This is a genomic window from Carnobacterium sp., from assembly GCF_040274425.1.
This window is the reverse complement of the sequence record NZ_JBEMBC010000138.1, coordinates 1-4,213: the sequence shown is the minus strand read 5'-3', so window position 1 is coordinate 4,213 and position 4,213 is coordinate 1. Positions and strand designations below refer to the sequence as shown.

General features: G+C 36.1%; 4 protein-coding genes. 2 read left to right on the top strand and 2 right to left on the bottom strand.

Annotated elements, in window-relative coordinates; translation table 11 throughout:
• On the bottom strand, positions 1–340 hold a 340-nt coding region (locus ABS911_RS14515), incomplete at its 3' end, for a 5' nucleotidase, NT5C type (RefSeq protein ID WP_502880558.1).
• Positions 341–369: 29 nt separating this feature from the next.
• Positions 370–1,641 (bottom strand): BaiN/RdsA family NAD(P)/FAD-dependent oxidoreductase, encoded by a 1,272-nt coding sequence (locus ABS911_RS14510; RefSeq protein ID WP_350468150.1) that lies wholly within the window; start codon positions 1,639–1,641, stop codon positions 370–372.
• Positions 1,642–1,833: 192 nt separating this feature from the next.
• Between ABS911_RS14510 and ABS911_RS14505 the strand changes: the two genes are divergently transcribed.
• Together ABS911_RS14505 and ABS911_RS14500 are read left to right on the top strand one after the other, a co-directional pair.
• On the top strand, positions 1,834–2,691 hold the full coding sequence (locus tag ABS911_RS14505; protein WP_350468149.1) for a GRP family sugar transporter: 858 nt from the start codon (positions 1,834–1,836) through the stop codon (positions 2,689–2,691).
• A gap of 32 nt (positions 2,692–2,723) precedes the next feature.
• Positions 2,724–4,103 (top strand): amino acid permease, encoded by a 1,380-nt coding sequence (locus tag ABS911_RS14500; RefSeq protein WP_350468148.1) that lies wholly within the window; start codon positions 2,724–2,726, stop codon positions 4,101–4,103.
• Positions 4,104–4,213 lie beyond the last annotated feature (110 nt).

The following is a 4,213-nucleotide window of genomic DNA, read 5'->3' as shown; positions in this document are numbered from 1 at the left end:
CAATAAAATCAAAATGTTCTTGCAGCCATTCGTACTTTGCAGTAAACGTTTTAGGTACATCCATAGCAGCAGTTGCAATATATAAATCATAATCTTCTGCTAATTCACGTAAGACAGCCTGACTGTCTTTCATTACTGGAGGATTTCTGAAAAAAGCATACGTATTAATTAAAGGATAAAGTTCTTTAATGGTCGTAACTAGATCAAAATTTGGATTCTCTTTTAAATAGTCTTCAACACTATCAAAAGAGAGATTGTATTCCTTTTTGAATAATTCGATAAAACTAATTTCTATATCCGCAATAACTTGATCCATATCAATCGCAATTTTCTTTTTCATAAAAACATCCTTTCAGGTTGAAAAATTCTTTATTTTGATAAAGCCAGCTCAGCAGCATGCATTCCTGCAATTCGACCTGTGATAAAAGCACCAGTAATATTATAGCCACCTGTATAGCCATTATAATCTAATATTTCGCCTGTGAAGTAAAGGCCCTGAGTAAATTTGCTTTCCATCGTTTTTGGATTTACTTCTTTCGTGTGGATTCCGCCTCCAGTAACAAAGGCTTTTTCAATGGGCTGAGTGCCATTGGCTGTAAATCGAAAATCTTTAATGAACTCAATAAACTGAGTGATTTTATCTGGTGCAGCTTGTTTTAATGGCGCGTTTTCGTCCAAACCAACTCTGGCAAATGCGAATAGCAAATAACGTTCAGGTACAAGTCCCTTCAAAGCATTTTTTGTACTTTTATCGCCATCATTTTTCACTAGTTTTTGTAATTGCTGAGTTAATTCACCTTTTGTTACATTAGGAAGAGCGTCTAAACTCATGGTCACTTCCTCTGTTTTATCACGTTTCATCGTTTGATGAACAAACATAGAGCAACGTAAAACTGCTGGACCTGAAATACCAAAGTGAGTAAAAATCATGTCCATTTGATGAGTGACGACCGGTTTATTTTTTTTATTTAACACACTTAACGCAACATCTCTTAAAGAAAGACCTTGCAAAGTCGTATCTTTGATAAAAGGTTCATCAGAGAGAATGGGCGATTCTGTAGGGTAAAGTGGGGTAATGGTGTGACCCGCTTTTTTTGCCCATTTATACCCATCACCGGTTGAGCCAGTTCTTGGCATAGCTTTTCCTCCTGTTGAGACGATCACACAAGTGGAATTTAAGTTACGACCATCTTGCAATTGTACACCAGTTACTTTTCCTTCATCAAATAACAAAGTTTCGACAGGAGCCTCTGTATAGATATCTACTTCTAACCGATCCATAATGCCAATCAAAGCTTCTAAAATCGTTCTTGATTTATCTGTAATAGGAAACATTCTTCCGTGATCTTCTTCTTTTAAGGCAACATTATTTGATCTAAAAAAATCCATAATATCGTAATTATCATATTGATAAAAAGCGCTGTATAAGAAGCGCCCGTTTCCAGGGATGTGGGAAATGATTTCTTCTTTATCACGGTTATTGGTAACGTTACAACGCCCGCCACCAGTAACAAGTAATTTACGTCCAAGAGAGCTGTTTTTTTCGACTACTGCTACTTTTGCGCCATGTTCTGCTGCGGAGATAGCAGCCATCATGCCGCTGGTTCCTCCACCAACTACTAATACATCATACTTTGTCATTTCTTTTATTGGCCTCATTTCTATTCATTCCAATTGTACAAATTTTATTTACTTACTTTATCATATTCTAGCAGTTTGTTCCATAAAGCTGTAAACTGTTTTAAGATACAAGAACTTTTCTTGTTAAGAGAGTGCCTTAGCTGTTATGATGTTACAAGGCGATGAAATAAATTGAAAAGGAAGATGGAGCAGATGGAAATTTTAATTGCACTAATACCTGCCATAGCATGGGGCAGCATTGGGCTAGTGAGCAATAAATTAGGTGGAAACTCGTATCAACAAACAGTAGGAATGTCAGCTGGATCCGTTCTTTTTGCATTAGGCGTTTACTTTATTTATCAACCAACAATTGATATGAAAATTATTTTAGTTGGATTGTTATCAGGAGCTTTATGGTCATTAGGACAAATGCAACAATTCCAAAGCATGAAGTTTATCGGGGTATCCAATACATTGCCTATCTCAACAGGACTGCAATTGATTGTCAATACACTTGCGGGAGTACTGTTGTTTAGAGAATGGACAAGTACTAGAGATATTATTCTGGGAATTATTGCTATTATTGTTTTGATTTTTGGTGTAACATTTACGACTGTCTCAGATACGAAAGAAACAAAAGATGATTCTAAAGGACAAAAAAAATCTGGAGCAAGAGCGTTACTTTTTTCTACACTTGGATATGGATTATATACAATAACAATTAATGCTGCAGGCGTTGATGCGATGGCTGTTATTTTACCACAAGCTGTAGGTATGCTGATTGGTTCACTCTTGTTCTCAATGAAGCAAGAGATAAAGAGCCATTACACACTACGTAATATTTTGACAGGTTTGTTATGGGCATTAGGAAATGTCTTTATGTTGATCTCAATGGAAAAAATTGGTTTGGCTATTAGTTTCTCACTTTCACAAACAGGGATCATCATTTCAACGTTAGGAAGTATTTGGTTCTTAGGAGAAACGAAAACAAAAAGAGAGTTCCGCTATATCTTACTTGGCTGTATTTTAGTTATTGTTGGCGGTGTGTTATTAGGTTACGTTAAATCCTAAATGAATTTAGTAGATAGATGGGTGGTATTAAAATGAATTACCTTAGAAAGAAGCCATTAGAAACAACTGAAAGGCCATCTAATTTAAAAAGAGAATTAAAAACTATGGATTTAATCTTATTAGGTTTAGGAGCAATTGTTGGGACTGGTATTTTTGTGATTACTGGAACGGCTGCTGCACTAACAGCTGGACCGGCATTGATTTTATCCTTTATTATTGCAGCTTTTTCATGTATCTTATCCGCTTTATGTTATGCAGAATTTGCTTCTCGAATTCCCGTTTCAGGAGGAGCGTATTCTTATGCTTATACTGTTTTTGGTGAATTGATCGGCTGGTTGATCGGTTGGCTGATGATTTGTGAGTATCTACTGGCAAATGCTTCTGTAGCTTCAGGTTGGTCAGGATATATGAACGGATTTTTAGATGGTCTTGGTCTTGGATTACCTGTTGCATTACGTTCTTCTTATAATGCGGAGACTGGGGCTTACGTGGATTTAATTGCAATATTGATTACATTCGTTGTAACGTATGTTGTGATCCAAGGTGCTAAAAAAGCATTGCGTTTAAATAATATTATGGTATTTATAAAATTTGGTTTAATTGCTTTATTTATTGGAGTGGGTGTTTTTTATGTTAAACCAGAAAACTGGACACCATTTGCTCCCTTCGGATTAAATGGTGTAGTCTCAGGAGCGGCTGTCGTTTTCTTTGCTTTCTTAGGGTTTGACGCAGTGAGTACTGCTGCGGAAGAAACAAAAAATCCGCGTAGAGACGTTCCTAGAGGAATTATTGGTTCACTCGGGATTGCAACGATATTGTATATCATAGTGACACTCGTATTGACGGGAATCGTTCCTTACGCACAATTAGACATCAAAGATCCAGTAGCATTTGCTATACGGTTTATTGGACAAGATTTCATTGCCGGTATTATCTCTGTAGGAGCGATCTTAACATTATTAACGGTACTCATCTCGATGACTTATGGATTAGGACGTTTGATTTATGCGATTGGAAGAGACGGTTTACTGCCAAAGAAATTGAGTCAAGTTGATCCAAAGACAAAAAGTCCTAAATTTGCTACTCAAGTAGTTGGTTTGCTGTCAGCTATATTAGCTGGAATAGTTCCGCTTAATAAATTAGCAGAACTAACAAATATCGTAACCTTACTGATTTTTGTGATTATTGCGATAGGAATTATTAAACTACGCAAAGACTTTGGAGAACCAAAAGAAGGCGAATTTAAAGTACCTTTTGTACCCATTTTTCCAATTGTTTCTGTGATCGTGTGTGTTTACTTGATGCTTCAATTATCATTATCTGTTTGGATCGCGTTCCTTATTTGGTTAACTGTTGGAGTGGTTATCTACTTTATTTATGGTTATAAACACAGCGAACTCAATCAAAAGTAATGAATCAATAGTAAAAAAGGCGCTCGTCCTAAATAAAATGGACCCTATAGAATGGACACTAAAAAAAGTGCCCTCTATAGGGTCTATTTTTGTATACTTATATAGAAAAA